Annotated in this window: 12 protein-coding genes; 6 read left to right on the top strand and 6 right to left on the bottom strand. The window is 70.7% G+C overall.

All coding sequences use genetic code 11. The features are described from left to right. Positions 1-4: 4 nt before the first annotated feature. On the bottom strand, positions 5-1,009 hold the full coding sequence (locus J5V96_RS00695; protein ID WP_307793072.1) for an ABC transporter permease: 1,005 nt from the start codon (positions 1,007-1,009) through the stop codon (positions 5-7). Positions 1,010-1,214: 205 nt separating this feature from the next. Next, positions 1,215-3,509, bottom strand: a complete 2,295-nt coding sequence (locus J5V96_RS00690; protein ID WP_208499409.1) for a glycosyl hydrolase family 95 catalytic domain-containing protein — start codon at positions 3,507-3,509, stop codon at positions 1,215-1,217. 159 nt (positions 3,510-3,668) lie between these two features. Here J5V96_RS00690 and J5V96_RS00685 point away from each other — a divergent pair, with 159 nt between their 5' ends. Continuing rightward, a complete protein-coding gene (locus J5V96_RS00685; protein ID WP_208499406.1) occupies positions 3,669-4,262 on the top strand; it encodes a uridine kinase in 594 nt (197 codons plus the stop codon). A 229-nt stretch (positions 4,263-4,491) separates the two neighbouring features. Here the strand turns inward: J5V96_RS00685 and J5V96_RS00680 are convergent, their stop codons facing one another. Next, the gene (locus tag J5V96_RS00680) at positions 4,492-6,459 is read right to left on the bottom strand and encodes a M13 family metallopeptidase (protein ID WP_208499404.1); all 1,968 of its coding nucleotides are present in this window, start codon (positions 6,457-6,459) and stop codon (positions 4,492-4,494) included. An 81-nt stretch (positions 6,460-6,540) separates the two neighbouring features. Here J5V96_RS00680 and J5V96_RS00675 point away from each other — a divergent pair, with 81 nt between their 5' ends. The 4 genes from J5V96_RS00675 to J5V96_RS00660 all read left to right on the top strand — a co-directional run bounded on the left by J5V96_RS00675 (position 6,541) and on the right by J5V96_RS00660 (position 11,490). Beyond that, positions 6,541-7,203 (top strand): nucleoside/nucleotide kinase family protein, encoded by a 663-nt coding sequence (locus tag J5V96_RS00675; RefSeq protein WP_208499402.1) that lies wholly within the window; start codon positions 6,541-6,543, stop codon positions 7,201-7,203. Between the two features lie 387 nt (positions 7,204-7,590). After that, entirely contained in the window at positions 7,591-8,550 is a 960-nt protein-coding gene (locus J5V96_RS00670; protein WP_208499399.1) for a hypothetical protein, read from the top strand. Positions 8,551-9,085: 535 nt separating this feature from the next. Further along, on the top strand, positions 9,086-10,408 hold the full coding sequence (locus tag J5V96_RS00665; RefSeq protein WP_208499397.1) for an MATE family efflux transporter: 1,323 nt from the start codon (positions 9,086-9,088) through the stop codon (positions 10,406-10,408). A 65-nt stretch (positions 10,409-10,473) separates the two neighbouring features. Beyond that, the gene (locus J5V96_RS00660; RefSeq protein WP_307793071.1) at positions 10,474-11,490 is read left to right on the top strand and encodes an aldo/keto reductase; all 1,017 of its coding nucleotides are present in this window, start codon (positions 10,474-10,476) and stop codon (positions 11,488-11,490) included. Positions 11,491-11,529: 39 nt separating this feature from the next. Here J5V96_RS00660 and J5V96_RS00655 read toward each other — a convergent pair whose 3' ends face one another. Next, positions 11,530-12,000: a VOC family protein gene (locus J5V96_RS00655; RefSeq protein ID WP_236014349.1), complete on the bottom strand. Its 471-nt coding sequence runs from the start codon at positions 11,998-12,000 to the stop codon at positions 11,530-11,532. A 174-nt stretch (positions 12,001-12,174) separates the two neighbouring features. On the opposite strand from J5V96_RS00655, the gene J5V96_RS00650 reads away from it, so the two are divergent. Further along, a complete protein-coding gene (locus J5V96_RS00650) occupies positions 12,175-13,497 on the top strand; it encodes a murein hydrolase activator EnvC family protein (protein WP_208499395.1) in 1,323 nt (440 codons plus the stop codon). 51 nt (positions 13,498-13,548) lie between these two features. Here J5V96_RS00650 and J5V96_RS00645 read toward each other — a convergent pair whose 3' ends face one another. Then, positions 13,549-13,731: a hypothetical protein gene (locus tag J5V96_RS00645; protein WP_208499393.1), complete on the bottom strand. Its 183-nt coding sequence runs from the start codon at positions 13,729-13,731 to the stop codon at positions 13,549-13,551. Positions 13,732-14,052: 321 nt separating this feature from the next. Beyond that, positions 14,053-14,661 (bottom strand): TrmH family RNA methyltransferase, encoded by a 609-nt coding sequence (locus tag J5V96_RS00640; RefSeq protein ID WP_208499391.1) that lies wholly within the window; start codon positions 14,659-14,661, stop codon positions 14,053-14,055. Between the last annotated feature and the right edge of the window lie 83 nt (positions 14,662-14,744).

Below are 14,744 nucleotides of genomic sequence, written 5' to 3'. Positions count from 1 at the left end.
GCCCTCAGATGATCGAGGCGCCGCGCGTGCGCTTGGCGATCAGGTTGACGGTGAACAGCAGGATCACGGAGATCAGGCTCTTGAGCATGCCGACCGCGGTCGCCATCGACAGGCTGTTGCCGGTGAGGCCGATGTTGTAGACGTACAGGTCGAGCACCTCGATGTGCTCCTTGTTGAAGGCGTTCTGGAACACGTAGTACTGCTCCATGCCGTTGTTGAGCAGGTTCGCGATCGAGAGCATCAGCAGCACGATGTAGGTCGGCATGAGCTGCGGCACGGTGATGTGCCACATGGTCTGGAAGCGGTTGGCGCCGTCGAGCTTGGCCGATTCGTACAGCGACGGATCGATGCCGGCGATCGCGGCGAGGTAGATGATGGCGCCCCATCCGAGGCCCTTCCACAGGCTCCAGAGGGTCATGGTGATCCAGACCTGCTCGCCGCCGGAGTCGAGCATCTTCATCGGCGCGGTGATGAGCCCGGAGTCGATGAGCACGTCGTTCACGAGCCCCGTGCTCGAGAAGAGCGAGAAGGCGATCATGTAGACGAGCACCCACGAGATGAAGTTGGGCATCGTCGTGAGCGTCTGCACGGTGCTGCGGAACCAGGGCGTCTTGATCTCGTTGAGGAAGATCGCGAAGGCGACGGGGAGGATCGACGTCGCGATGCCGAGGAAGCTCATCGCCAGGGTGTTGGTCAGCACCTGGCCGAGCACGGCGACCTGCGTCGGCGAGTTGACCATGAGCTGGAACCACTGCAGGCCCACGAACTCCGAGCCCGCGAGGCCCAGCGCCGGCTTGTAGTCGTAGAGCGCGTAGATCCAGCCGTATAGCGGGAAGTACGAGAACAGGAAGATCAGCACCATAAACGGCGCGATGCAGAGGAAGAGTCCGAACGACTTGCGGCCGGGGCGGCGGCCCTGCGCGCGGCGCTGGCGCTGCTTCGGCTGGTGCGTCTGCTCGGGGGCGGCCTCCGACACGGAGACGGCCTGGAGAACCGCCTGATTCGTCACGCGACAGCCGCCTTCGTGTGACCGTGTGCCCCGCGGGCATCGGAATGCCGGATCATCTCACTCCCTCGTGACTGACCGGTTGCGTCGCTGTCGGGACCGGGTAGCCCGTCGAAGCGTCGAACCGCTTCGACGAATGTAAGCGAAGATCGGATGATTCGTCAACACGCGCCCGAGCGCGAGACGAATCCGTTATTTCGCGTGCGACTCACATCGCGGTGATGCGAGAGACCCCTCCGGCGGGCGCAGCCCACGCGATCCGCAGCCGTCCCTCGATCGCCGCCGCAACCGAGGTGGTGGGCATTTCTCCCCCCTCGGGGTCCCACACCGTCACCGGCGTCGCGGCGTCGACCTCGAGCACCACCCGCGCACCCGCGGGCGAGCGCAGCTGCGCCCAGCCGAGACGGCCATCCGACCACGCGACGTCGACGACGTGCCCCCCGCGCGCGCGGAGACCCGCGACCTCGCCCTCCGTCCATGTCCCGGGCAGCGCCGGGAGCAGGGCGATGGCGTCGTCGTGGCTCTGCACGAGCAGCTCGGCCACGCCGGCGACCGCGCCGAGGTTGCCGTCGATCTGGAAGAGCGACCCGCTGGGCCGCCATCCGGCCGGGTGCAGGTCGAGCAGCGAAACGGAGCTCAGCGAGTGCACGAGCTTGTCGAGTGCCTCCGCCGCGAGCGCGGCGTCGCGGAACCGGGCGGCCAGGCACAGCACCCACGCCTGGCTCCAGCCCGTGTAGCCGCTGCCGTTCTCGAGCCGCGAGCGCAGCGCCGCCCGTGCCGCGGCATACTCCCGCGGTGCGCGCGTCTCGGTGATGCGCGCCCCCGGGAACACGCCATACAGGTGGGAGAGGTGCCGGTGACCGGGCTCGGTGCCGGTCAGGTCGCGTGCCCACTCGGCGAGCAGGCCGTCGTCGGTGACGTGCGGCAGACGGATCCGGCCGATCTCCGCGCGGGAGCGCGCCGTGACCTCATCGTGCGCATCGAGCTGATCCGAGAGCCGGATCAGCCGCGCCAGCGCCTCGTACGCGAGCTCCTGGTCGAGGGTGGATCCGTCGGTGACGGCACCCGTGGCGTCCGGATCCTGTTCGGTCGGGGCGTGGAAGCGGTGCTCCGGCGAGGACGACGGGGAGATGCGGCCGTTGTGCAGCTGATCCAGGGCGAAGGCGGCGACCTCCCGCGAGATCGGCAGCGCGACCTCGCGGGCGAAGCCGTCGTCGGGCGCGGTGTCGAGGCGCAGGTCGAGGTGTGCGGCGAGCCACGTGAGGCCGCTCGACCAGGTGCTCCACTGCGGATCGCCGTTGACGACGTCGGTGAAACGCCACAGATCGGTGTTGTGATGCGTCACCGCGCCGCCGGCGCCGTACAGGTCGCGCGCGGTGGTGCGTCCGGCCTCGACGAGGTCGTGGACGAGCGCGAAGAGCGGGTCGTGCAGCTCGCTGAGGGCGGCCACCTCCGCGCCCCAGTAGTTCATGGTCGCGTTGATGTTCGTGGTGTAGTTCGACGACCAGCCGGGGCGCACCTCGTCGTTCCAGATGCCCTGCAGGTTCGCGGCCTGCGTGCCCGGCCGCGACGAGGCGATCAGCAGGTAGCGGCCGAAGTCGAAGTAGCGCTGCGCGTCCTCGCCCTGCGGCAGATGCAGGCGCACGCGGTCGAACAGTGCGCGGTGATCGGCCTCGTGGCGGGCCGCGAGGCCGGACTGCACGCGTGCGGCCTCGACGATCGTGCGGGCGCGGTCGGCGAGGTGCGTCAGCTCGGCGCTGGGACGCTGATCCCAGCCGCGGAAGCCGTCGACGGCGGCGGCGATCAGCCGCGAGCCGCGGTCGGTCGGCTCGACCACCGCGACGAGCGCGAAGCCCATGCCCGCAGCGACCGTGCCGTCGGCGTCGGGGGCGTCGTCGGCGTACACGACCGGATCCGGATGGTCGCCCACGTACTCGGGCGCCACGAAGGCGGGCACGCGGCCGGTGGCGACGAGCCACCGCGTCTCGCCGTCGGTCGACACCTCCACGGTCGCCGGGTGCGGGGAGGTGAACGCGGGCGCCTCGGGGCGGTGGTCCATCTCGATGACGAGCACCCGATCCGGATGCGAGACGAACGCGTCGAAGCCGGATCCATCGCTCGCGCGGGTCTCGACGCGGGCACGCGACAGGTCGAGCGCGCGGTGTGCGAGCGCGTCGTCGTCGGCGCCCCAGCGGAACGCCAGGCGGCCGAGGGGCTGGTACGACTGGGTCCACTCCTCCTCCTGCAGCTCGCGCGCGAGACGGTCGGCCGCGGCGTGGTCGCCCGCGGCGATCGCGGCGCGCAGCTCGGCGATCGGCCGCGCCTTCGGCGCGCGCGGGCCGCGCGGGCCGCCCGACCACAGGGTGTCGAGGTTGAGGTCGACCCAATCGACTCCGGGTCGTCCGTGCAGGGCGGCCCCGAGGGATCCGTTGCCCAGCAGCAGGGTCTCCTGGAAGTGCTCGGCGGGTCGGTCGAGCCGGATGGTCTGGGCGTCGTTGCTCACGGTGCACCACCGTAGTGCGATCGGAGGCGAAGCGCTTCCGCGGCCCGGCGTGCGGCGTTGACTAGTCCTTCGCGGGACTACTGGTCCCGCCTGGACCAGTAAGGCCGCGCAGGACTAGTCAACGGCGAGAACGCAGGATGACCACGGCAGAATCGAGGGATGCCGCACGAACCCGCGCCCCTCGCCCGCGTGATCCTCATCGGAGGGGCGAGCGGATCCGGGAAGTCGCGGCTGGCGGAGCACTCCGGGCTGCCGCTGCTGCGGCTCGACGACTTCTACCGCTCGGGCGATGATCCGGCGCTCCCCCGCCTGCCGCACGGCGAGGTCGACTGGGATCACCCCGGCTCGTGGCACCTCGACCAGGCGTGCGCCGCGCTCGAGCAGCTGGCGCGCACGGGCCGCACCGAGGTGCCGAACTACTCGATCTCGGCGAACGGACCCGACGGAACGCGCATGCTCGAGCTGCGCGGGGCGACGCGCTTCGTCGCGGAGGGCGTGTTCGTGGCGGAAGTGGCCGAGGCCGCGCGCACGGCCGGGATCCTCGAAGACGCCGTGTGCGTCAGGCGACCGCGCCTGCTGACCGCCGTGCTGCGGTTCGTGCGTGACGTGCGCGAGAAGCGCAAGCCCGTGCCGTTCCTCATCCGGCGCGGCTTCTTGCTCGCGCGTCGGGAGGGCGAGATCCTGGCGCACCTCCGCGACGCCGGCTTCCGTGCCGTATCGGTGCGCGGGATCCGGCGCCTGCTCGCGGCCTGACCCGCGCCGATCCCGGCCCGCGCTCCCCGCGCTTCCCCCGCCCGCGCGCCCCGCGGTCGTTGACCGACGCGCGCCCCCGCGCCCGCCCCGCCTGCGCCCCGCCTGCCCGCTCGTTGACCCGCGCCGATCCCGCCAGCCCGGCTGCTCGTTGACCGACGAGCGCCAGCGAGGAGTGGAAACGCCCCGAACCTCCGTCAGAGGTCCGGGGCGTCTCACCGCGCGATGAGCCTCACCAGATGGTGACGCGCTCCTCCTGCGGCAGCCAGAGGGCGTCCGCCTCGGTGACGCCGAACGCGTCGTAGAACGCGTCGATGTTGCGCACGATCTGGTTGCAGCGGAACTCGTTGGGCGAGTGCGGGTCGATCGTGAGGAGGCGGATGGTCTCGGCCTCGCGGCCCTTCTGCTGCCATGCCTGCGCCCACGACAGGAACACGCGCTGGATGCCGGTGAAGTCGTCGATGACCGGGGCATCCGCGCCGCCGAGCGACAGCTCGTAGGCCTTGATCGCGATGCCGAGACCGCCCAGGTCGCCGATGTTCTCGCCGATGGTGAGGGCGCCGTTGACCTTGTGCGACTCGTCGAGCCCGACGGGGGTGAGCGCGTCGTACTGCGCGATCAGCGCCTTGGTGCGCTGCTCGAAGGCGGCGCGGTCGTCTTCGGTCCACCAGTCGTTGAGCGCGCCCTTGTCGTCGTAGCGCGAGCCCTGGTCGTCGAAGCCGTGGCCGATCTCGTGACCGATCACGGCGCCGATCCCGCCGTAGTTCGCGGCGTCGTCGCGGTCGGCGTCGAAGAACGGGTACTGCAGGATCGCCGCGGGGAACACGATCTCGTTCATCAGCGGGTTGTAGTACGCGTTGACCGTCTGCGGGGTCATGAACCACTCGTCGCGGTCGATGGGCTTGCCCACCTTGCCGATCTGACGGTCGTGCTCAAAGGCGCTTGCGCGGCGCACGTTGCCGAGCAGGTCGGCCGGATCGATCTCGAGCGCCGAGTAGTCCTTCCACTTCGCCGGGTAGCCGATCTTCGGCACGAAGGAGTCGAGCTTCTTCAGCGCGCGTTCGCGGGTCTCGGCGCCCATCCACTCGAGCTGCGTGATGCTCTGGCGGTAGGCCTCGATGAGGTTGGCGACGAGCTCGTCCATGGCGGCCTTGGCGGCCGGCGGGAAGTGGCGCTCGACGTAGACCTTGCCGACGGCCTCGCCCAGCGCGCCCTCGGTGAGCGAGACGCCGCGCTTCCAGCGCTCGCGGATCTCGGGCACGCCCGTGAGCTCGGTGCCGTTGAACGCGAAGTTCTCGTTCACGAACTCGTCGGTGAGGTACGGGGCCGCCGCGCGCACGATCTTGAAGCGCAGCCACGCCTTCCAGTCGTCGATGCGCTCGTCGGTGAGCAGCGTGCCGAGGCCCTCGAGGAACGACGGCTGATAGGCCACGACCTCGGCGAACGCCTGCGGGTTGCCCGGCGCCGTGCCCTCCAGCCACGGCGTGAGGTCGAGCCCGGTGAGCTGCTCGATCTCGTTCCACGTCTTGAGGTTGTAGGTGGCGACGGCATCGCGGCTGCGGACGTTGTCCCAGTGGTGCGAGGCGATCTCGGTCTCGAGCGCGACGATCCGGTCGGCCTGAGCCGCGGCATCCGCGATGCCCGCGAGCGAGAGCATCTTCTCGACGTGCTCGCGGAACTTCGCCCGTGTGCCCTCGAAGTTGTCGAGACGGTAGTAGCTCTCGTCGGGCAGCGACAGGCCGGCCTGCACGAGGAACGGCACGTAGCGGGTGGGGTCGCCCGGATCGGGCTCGACGAACACGCCGATGACGTTCGAGACCCCCTGACGGTCGAGTGCGCCGACCGTACTGAGGAAGGACGCGATGTCGACCACCGCGTCGGCGGCCGCGAGCGGCTCGGCCAGCGGCGCCGCGCCGAGCTCGGCGATGCGCTCCTCGTCCATAAACGATGCGTAGACGTCGCCGACCTTGCGGGCGTCGGTGCCCGCCTCGGCCTGCTGCGAATCCTCGATGATCTCGTGCACGTGCTTCTCGGCCTGCTCGGCCAGCAGGTGGAACGAGCCCCAGCGGGCCTTGTCTCCGGGGATCTCGGTGCGATCGATCCAGGATCCGTTCACGTGACGGAAGAGGTCGTCCTGCGGACGGATCGTGTCGCTCAGTTCCTCGATCGCGATACCGGATCGCGCACGTGCGTCAGTCATGGATCCCACCCTAGGCTCGGGCGCCGACATCGCGGCAGAACTGCCCGTGCGCCTCGGGCGAACGCCCCGTAGGGTGGCGCGATGACCCTCCAGCGACGTGAACTGCTCGACGCCGTGGCCGCCCGCCTCCGAGCGCAGGATCCGGGACATCCGCTGCGCATCGGCATCGACGGCGTCTGCGGATCCGGCAAGACGACGTTCGGCGACGAGCTCGCCGCCCTGCTCGCGGAGGGGCCGCGCCCGGTCATCCGCCTCGACTCCGACGGCTTCCACAACGAGCGCGCGGTGCGCTACCGCCAGGGCCGCGATTCGGCGCGCGGCTACTACGAGGACGCCTACGCGCTCGATTCCCTGCGCTTGCTCACCCTCGAGCCGCTCGGCCCGGACGGCACACGACGCTATGCCGAGCACCTGCACGACCTCGAGACCGACCGCGTGGCCCCGCGCTTCGCGGACGCGGCCGACGACGCGATCCTCGTCTTCGACGCCACCTTCATCCAGCGCGACGAGCTGCGCGACCACTGGGACGAGGTCATCTATCTCGACGCGCCGCGCGAGCACGCGCTCGAGCGGGGTGTGCAGCGCGACGTCGCCCGCGGCGCCGACGCCGACGCCTCGCGCGAGCTCTACGACGCGCGCTATCTCGCCGCGTGCGACATCTACCTGGAGGAGCAGGATCCGCGCACGCGCGCCAGCATCCTCATCGACCACGCGGATCCGTCCCTCCCGCTCCTCCTCCGCTGAGCCGGTGCCGGGAGCGCCGCGGGCGGGGGCCGACGACACATCCCGCCCGGGACAGCACACCCCGCAGGATGTCCCTCCACGCGGAACATGTGCCCCCGCCCATCCGCATGCGCCCCGGCCCGAAGAACCTGCCCCGGGTAGCAACGCCGCGCCCCGGTGGCGGCGCCGGCGACACCTCCTGCGCGCGACGCCACACCCCACAGGATGTCCCTCCACGCGGATCATGTGCCCCCGCGGTTCTGAGGGGGCGCCGGGATCGGGAGCTGGTCGCGGCCCGCGTGCGAGCGGCTCCGGGAGAGTCGCTCACAGGGTGGTGCGTGATGCAGATCCGTCCCCGATTGCCGGATCGGAGGGGCAGACAACGTGCGGATCGCCACACTTCCCTTCATGGGACAGACGCGGGACATCCGAGCGAGCGATCGAGACGTGCGCCTTCTGACGCTCCGCGAGCTCGAGCTACGGGGAAGCTCACCCGACGCCGTGCGCAGGGAGATCGGCGCCCGGCGGCTGGTTCGCGTGCGGCGAGGGCACTTCGCGGCGTCCGCCGAATGGGACGCGCAGTTCGTCGAAGGCAGACAGCGGGCGCGGTCGCGCGCCTACGCGGCGATGTCGCCGTCGACGGTGTTCGCGTTCGAGACGGCCGCATCCCACCACGCGCTGCCGCTGTTCCGAGTGAAGGAGGAGCGACTGCACACGGTGTGCACCGGCCGCGCCGCCTCGTCCACGAGAAACGTCCTTCGCCATCGGACCCTCCTGCCAGAATCGGACATCGTCGTCATCGACGGAATCCGCGTCAGTTCACTGTCGCGCACGGTGTCCGACATGATCCGCAAGCTGCCCTTCGAAGCGGGAGTCGCGCTCGCCGACGCTGCGCTGGGTGCGGCCGAGCGCACTCGACGCGGGGGCGCAGAGGAGTTGCGGGGGCTCGTCGCAGAGCGCCTCGCCCGTGCCTCCGGTGGTCGAGGGGTGCGGAAGGCGCGCGTTGTGATCGCCTTCGCGGACGAGCGGTCAGGATCGCCCGGGGAAAGCGCCAGCCGCTGGTTGCTGCGTGTCATCGGCTTCCGATCGTTCGAGCTGCAGGTGCCGTTCACCGGACCCGACGGGCAGAGGTGGTTCGTCGACCTGGGGTTCGACGGCAACCTCGGCGAGTTCGACGGAGCGGTCAAGTACACCGATCCGGCATTCCTCGACGGACGCACGTCTCACGAGGCGCTGCTGGATGAGAAGGAGCGCGGCGACTGGATCCGCGGACACTCTGGCGCACCGTTCGTGCGATGGATGGACGCCCACATCAAGACCCCGGAGACTCTGCGCGCGCGCCTCGAGCAGTTCGGCATCCGACCGTAGCGATCCACGAGGACGCCCCGGGCCGGGCCCGGCTGGCCGCGCGAGCACATCACGCTCGCGAGGCCACATCCTGAACGGTGTGCCCTCGCGAGTTGCATGTGTTCTCACAGACCACCCGATGGGCCCCGACGAGAAGCATGTGTCCCGGCCGCAGGATGTGCACCCAGAGCGCCGGATGCGCCCCGGCGCGCGAGAGCACATCACGCGCGCGACAACACGTCTCGAACGATGTGCCCTCGCGCGTTGCATGTGTTCTCACGGAACACCCGATGGGCTCCGAAGAGCACCATGTGTCACCGGAGCGGGGCATGTGGGGGTGCGTCCGCGTTACCGGGTGCGAGAGCACATCGCACTCGCGAGAACACATGCCGAATGATGGCCCGTCGCGAGAAGCATGTGTTGTCGGAGCGCAGCGTGTGCCACCGCCCCACGCGCCACCGCCCCACGCGCCACCCACCCCACGCGCCACCCACCCCACGCGCCACCCACCCCCACCCACGCCGCCCGTGTCGGAGCCCCGGACTAGCCTCGAGAGGTGACCCGCACCGCTCACCTGAATCGCGAGATCCTGCGACTGGCGGTGCCGGCGCTGGGCGCGCTGGTGGTCGAGCCGCTGTTCCTGATGGCGGATGCCGCGATGGTCGGGCACCTGGGGGTCGAGCCGCTCGCGGGTCTCGGCATCGCGAGCGCCGTGCTCAACACGATCGCCGGGCTGATGGTGTTCCTGGCCTACGCCACCACGCCGGGGGTCGCGCGCCGGTTCGGTGCGGGCGACGAGCGCGGCGCGGTGTCGGTGGGCATCGACGGCATGTGGCTCGCTCTCGGCCTCGGCGCGGTGCTGGCCACCGCGGGCGCGCTGGCCACCCCGCTGCTCGTGGCGGCGTTCGGGCCCGCCGGCGCGGTCGCCGAGCAGGCGGAGGTGTACCTCGGCATCTCGATGTGGGGCCTTCCCGCGATGCTCATCGTGATGGCGGCGACGGGCCTGCTGCGCGGCCTGCAGAACACGGTGCTGCCGCTGTGGATCGCCGGCGTCGGCTTCGTGGCGAACGCCGCGCTCAACCTCCTCTTCATCTACGGCTTCGGCTGGGGGATCGCCGGGTCGGCGATCGGCACCGTGGTCGCGCAGTGGGGCATGGTCGTCGCCTATGCGCTGATCGTGCACCGCCTCGCGCGTCGTCATCACGCGTCTCTCCGGCCGCACCGCGACGGGATCCGCGGATCCGCCCGAGCCGGAGGCTGGCTGTTCCTGCGCACCGTCAGCCTGCGCGTCGCCCTGCTGCTCACGGTGGGCGCGGCCACCGCGCTCGGCACCGACGAGCTCGCCGGCTGGCAGGTGGTGTTCACGATCGCCACCACGGCCGCGTTCGCGCTCGACGCCCTCGCGATCGCGGCTCAGGCGCTGATCGGCAAGCATCTCGGCGCGGGCGACCCCGACGCGGTGCGCCACGTGCTGCGCCGCACGATCGCCTGGGGCGGGTGGTTCGGGCTGGCGATCGGCGTGGTGATCGGCGCGCTGAGCGGCGTGATCGGCCTGGCCTTCACGGGCGATCCGCAGCTTGCGGCGCTCATCGCCCTGCCTCTGCTCCTCATGGCGATCGCCCAGCCCCTGGCGGGGGTCGTCTACGTGCTCGACGGCGTGCTCATGGGCGCCGGCGACGGCCGCTACCTCGCCGTTGTCGGCGTGCTCAACCTCGTGCCTTTCCTGCCCGCGCTGTGGATCATCTCCACGGCGCGCCCCGAGGGATCCGCCGGTCTGTCGTGGCTGACCATCGCGTTCTTCCTCATCTACATGGCGGCGCGGATGCTCGGTCTCGGGCTGCGCGTGCGCGGCACCCGCTGGATGAGCGTCGCCGGCTGACACCGGGCGTCATCGGATGACACACACGACCCGGATGCTCGCCCACCGGATCTAGGGTGGCTCGGGTGACCGAGACCCGCACCACAACCGGCCTCATCGAACTGGGCGACGGGCTGCGCGTCAGTCGGCAGGGCTACGGTGCCATGTCGCTCAGCGACGTCTACGGCCCCGTCACCGACGAGGACGCGCTGCGCACGCTGACCCACGCGGTCGACAGCGGCGTAACCTTCGTCGACACCGCGAACCTCTACGGCCTCGGCCGCAGCGAGACCATCATCTCGAAGCTCATCTCGACCCGTCGCGAAGAGGTGCAGCTCGCGTCGAAGTTCGGCATCGTGCCCGGCGGGGGCATCGGCAAGAGGACGGTGCGCGGCGATCGCGCCTACCTGCGCGAGCAGATCGAGCTCAGCCTCACCCGCCTCGGCACCGACCACCTCGACCTCTACTACCAGCACCGCGTCGACCCGAACGTGCCGATCGAGGAGACCGTGGGGGCGCTGGCCGAGCTCGTGCAGGAGGGCAAGATCCTGCACATCGGTCTGTCGGAGGCGACGGGCGCCGAGATCCGGCGAGCGCACGCCGTGCATCCCATTGCCGCCGTGCAGACCGAGTGGAGCATCGTCAGCCGCGATGTCGAGGCGCACGTGCTGCCGGCGGTGAAGGATCTGGGGATCGGCTTCGTGCCGTACTCGCCGCTCAGCCGGCAGTGGCTCACCGGGGCCTACGACCCGGCGACCATCACCGAGGCCGATGGACGCCCGAAGTTCCCGCGCTTCGCGCCGGACAAGCTCGCGGCCAACCAGCCCGTGCTCGACGAGGTGCTCGCCATCGCGGCCGAGGCGCAGATCACCGCCGCCCAGCTCGCGCTCGCCTGGCTGTACGAGAAGGGCAGGACGCTCGGCATCCCGGTGGTGCCGATCCCGGGCACGCGCTTCCCCGACCGTGTGGACGAGAACCTCGCGGCGGCCGACATCGAGCTGAGCGACGAGCATGTCACCCGCCTCGACGCCCTCGCGGCGCGCGTGCAGGGCGAGCGCTCGTTCGATCTCGCCTGGGTGTCGCAGGGCCGCGAACAGGGCTGACCGCCCCGCCGCTGACCACCCGCAGGTCGATCGCCCGGATCAGGCCAGGGCTTCGAGCTCCGCGATCACGATCTTCTTCTGCTTCATCATCGCCTGCACCTGCGCGGGCGTCTTCATCAGCCGCTCCATGTGCGCGGGCACGATCTGCCAGCTGACGCCGAAGCGGTCCTTGCACCAACCGCACTGCTCCGACTCGGGAACGGCCGACAGGCGCTCCCAGTAGTAGTCGATCTCCGCCTGATCCGCGCAGGCCACCACAAACGAGATCGACTCGTTGAAGGTGAAGTACGGCCCGCCGTCGAGGCAGCCGAATGGCTGGCCCGCCAGCGTGAACTCGCCGTTGATGATCTTGCCCGACATGCCCTCGAAGTGCTCGTCCAGCTCAGCGGCGGGGTACTCGTCGATGCGGTCGATCCGGCTGTCGGGAAACACCTCGCAGTAGTACTGCATGGCCTCTCGCGCGCTGCCGTCGAACCATAGGAACGGGCGGATCTGGGGTGTGCGGATCATGGCGACCTCCTCGTCAGGACGACGGTACGCCGCTCGGCAGCCGGGCTCCAGACCGGTGGGCGGCGGGACAAAGTTCGAGAAGGGGGTTTCGCGACGGCGCGAAGAGGCGCACCATGGGCCGCGGGGGGACACCATATGCACGTACCGAGCGCGAATCAGGTCCAGTGTCCACCGGTGCCGCGTCCGCACCGGCTGGCTGTTGTGCGTGCGACGCACGTGACGACCGCGCTCGTGCTGCTGGGTCTCACCGTCGCCGCCACGGGTGCGGCCCTGCCGTCGGAGGCCTCGCCGCACGCCCTCTGGTCGGCGCCGCGCACCTCGGTCACCGCCTCACCCGCGCTCGCCGTGCACCAGACCGGCACCGTGCACGAAGACGAAGGCCACGGCGACGGCCACGAGCACGGCCACGGCGCCCCCGAGCAGGATCTGCCGACGTTCGAGGGCTTCGGGCTCCCGGATGAGACGGTCGCCCTCGCCGAGGAGCTCGCGGCCGCGGCCGCGCTGCCGACCAGCTCGTACAGCGCCACCTCCCCCGAGGAGTTGGCGCAGGCGAAGCGCGAGGAGCGCCTCGCCCTGATCGAGGCGGCTCGGAAGGCAGGGGTCGCGGTCGACCTCAGCCGCTTCGATGAGCACCTCGACCTCACGAAGGCGGGGCTGCTCGCCTGGCCGGTGGCCTCGGGCGGCTTCATCACGGATCGCTTCGCCGCCCGTGGCGGACGGCACCAGGGCCTCGACATCGCCGCGGCCGGTGGCACCCCGGTCGGCGCCGCGGCTCCGGGCATCGTCATCCTCTCGAGCGAGAGCCACTTCGGATACGGCGTCGCGGTGATGATCCTGCATGCCGACGGGATGGTCACCCTCTACGGCCACCTGACCCACGGCAGCCGCGTGGTCGAGGAGGGCGACTGGGTGGAGATGGGCGATGCCATCGGCCTCGTCGGCAACACGGGCCACAGTTTCGGCAATCACCTGCACTTCGAGGTGCGCTTCGGCGGCAAGGCCGTCGATCCCGAGCCCTATCTCGGCGGCACCAGCACGCGCCCGGCCATCACGCCGTGGAAGCCCTCGTCGGGCACCGGGCAGCCGCAGCCCGCGTCGCTGCCGAGCAAGCCGGCGCCCTCCGCACCCGCGAAGCCCGCCCAGCCCGCGAAGCCCACGACTCCTCCGCCCACCGCCACGCCCACTCCCGCCCCGACGGGAACGCCCACTCCCACTCCGACGGGAACGCCGACCCCGACGCCGACACCGACACCCACGCCGACCCCAACGCCGACGGGCACGCCGACGCCCTCACCGACCGCGACGCCCACACCGACACCCACACCCCCGCCGACGACGCCTCCTCCCCCGGCGACCCCGGCCCCGTCGACCACGCCCGCGCCGTCGACTCCGGCCCCGTCAGCACCCGCACCCGCGCCCGCTACTCCCGCCCCGGCGCCGACCTCCACGCCGACCACACTGCTCGGTGGCGTGGTGGACACCCTGCTCGGCGATTGAGCGGATCCGTCGGCGGGCGATCCCGGCAGAGCCGAGACGAGAGCGCCCCGATCAGCGCGTATCGGGCTTCGACCGCCGTGCCAGAAGCACCACGGCGAGCACGGCGAACGCGACGGCGAGGACGCCGCCCCCCACCATGAACGGCAGGCTCTGTGCCGACATCCCGATGAGCGCCACGAGCACCCAGAGTCCCGCGAACACAAACGCGCTGGTGGCTGTGTATCGCTGCTTCATATCGTCGAACACCCCCAGACAGACGTTGCGACCCCGGCAACGGACCAGACGTTCGGTCCACCTGCAACGACGGATCCGATGTACAGAGAACGAAAATGCAGGGGATCGTCCCGGGGCTACAGGCACTTCCGAGTTCCGTGGACAACGTGGACTCGTGCCGTCCGGCACTTGTACCGTTGCCGTGTCCGCGCGCCTGCATGCAGCCCGTCGCCACAATCGCGACGCGCCTCACCCGCTACATCGCGCGGCGCCACCCGCCCCCGCCGGGCGCCCGCGCCGCCCGCCCCCGCCGGGCGCCCACGCCGGGCGCCCGCGTCCGGATCAGCCGGCGTAGCGGCGGCACCACTCGTACATCACGACGGCCGCGGCGGCCGATGCGTTGATCGAGCGGGTCGATCCGTACTGGGTGATCTCGATGTGCGAGGCAGCTGCGGCGAGCGCCTCCGCCGAGAGCCCGGGGCCTTCCTGGCCGAACAGCAGCACGCAGCGCTCGGGGAGGGCTGCCTTGTCGACCGGCACGGCGTCGCCCACGTTGTCGACGGCGACGATCGGAAGGCCCTCCGCGGCGGCCCACGCGGCGAAGCCGGCGACGTCCTCGTGGTGCACAACGTGCTGGTAGCGGTCGGTGACCATCGCGCCGCGCTTGTTCCACCGGCGCCGCCCGATGATGTGCACGGTGTCGGCGAGGAACGCGTTGGCGCTGCGCACGATCGATCCGATGTTCATGTCGTGCTGCCAGTTCTCGATGGCGACGTGGAACGGATGCCGCTGCAGGTCGAGGTCGGCGACGATCGCCTCCATGCGCCAGTAGCGGTAGCGGTCGATCACGTTGCGGCTGTCGCCGTGCTCGAGCAGCTCGGGGTCGAACCACGGCTCGCTCGGCCATTCGCCCGGCCAGGGGCCCACGCCGTGCGTGCGCATCTCCTCCATCTCAGAAGGCTATCCTCCAAGAGATTTCGGTGCGCCTAAAAATCTGTCACACTGTGTCCGTGGGAGACATCACGACGGCGAAG

Origin of the sequence: Microbacterium stercoris (genome assembly GCF_017592545.1) — a bacterium.
Taxonomy (GTDB): domain Bacteria; phylum Actinomycetota; class Actinomycetes; order Actinomycetales; family Microbacteriaceae; genus Microbacterium; species Microbacterium stercoris.
Note: the sequence above shows the minus strand (reverse complement) of the source record. Positions and strands in the feature narration are given on the sequence as shown.

What these genes read in the sequence shown, in the direction of transcription:
- J5V96_RS00685 (WP_208499406.1), top strand. Translation starts at nt 3,669, where the DNA reads ATGCCGCACGAACCCGCGCCCCTCGCCCGCGTGATCCTCATCGGAGGG.
- J5V96_RS00680 (WP_208499404.1), bottom strand. Translation starts at nt 6,459, where the DNA reads ATGACTGACGCACGTGCGCGATCCGGTATCGCGATCGAGGAACTGAGC.
- J5V96_RS00675 (WP_208499402.1), top strand. Translation starts at nt 6,541, where the DNA reads ATGACCCTCCAGCGACGTGAACTGCTCGACGCCGTGGCCGCCCGCCTC.
- J5V96_RS00670 (WP_208499399.1), top strand. Translation starts at nt 7,591, where the DNA reads ATGGGACAGACGCGGGACATCCGAGCGAGCGATCGAGACGTGCGCCTT.
- J5V96_RS00655 (WP_236014349.1), bottom strand. Translation starts at nt 12,000, where the DNA reads ATGATCCGCACACCCCAGATCCGCCCGTTCCTATGGTTCGACGGCAGC.
- J5V96_RS00645 (WP_208499393.1), bottom strand. Translation starts at nt 13,731, where the DNA reads ATGAAGCAGCGATACACAGCCACCAGCGCGTTTGTGTTCGCGGGACTC.
- J5V96_RS00640 (WP_208499391.1), bottom strand. Translation starts at nt 14,661, where the DNA reads ATGGAGGAGATGCGCACGCACGGCGTGGGCCCCTGGCCGGGCGAATGG.